The organism is Mycetohabitans sp. B3 (genome assembly GCF_021498065.1).
Lineage (GTDB): Bacteria > Pseudomonadota > Gammaproteobacteria > Burkholderiales > Burkholderiaceae > Mycetohabitans.
The window spans coordinates 1-391 of the sequence record NZ_JAHLKN010000175.1 but is presented as its reverse complement, the minus strand read 5'-3'; the positions used below and the strand labels follow the sequence as shown (position 1 = coordinate 391).

1 protein-coding gene is annotated in these 391 nt (G+C 59.1%); it reads left to right on the top strand.

The features are described from left to right. Positions 1–40: 40 nt before the first annotated feature. Positions 41–391, top strand: a 351-nt coding sequence (locus tag KQH55_RS16150; protein ID WP_235091683.1) for a hypothetical protein, incomplete at its 3' end; no start/stop codon positions are given.

Here is a 391-nt window from a genome sequence, read left to right as displayed (position 1 = left end):
GCGTTGGGATGTGAAGCCGGCCGGTCTGCAAGACGCACCGATGGACGAAACCGCTTCGTACGATGAGCGGTTGAGCCAGCCGAAGGGACAGAAAAAACCATCGCGTTGGGATGTGAAGCCAGCCGATCTGCAAGACGCACCGATGGACGAAACCGCTTCGTACGATGAGCGGTTGAGCCAGCCGAAGGGACAGAAAAAACCCTCGCGTTGGGATGTGAAGCCAGCCGATCTGCAAGACGCACCGATGGACGAAACCGCTTCGTACGATGAGCGGTTGAGCCAGCCGCAGGGGCATAAAAAACCATCGCGTTGGGATGTGAAGCCGGCCGGTCTGCAAGACGCACCGATGGACGAAACCGCTTCGTACGATGAGCGGTTGAGCCAGCCGAAG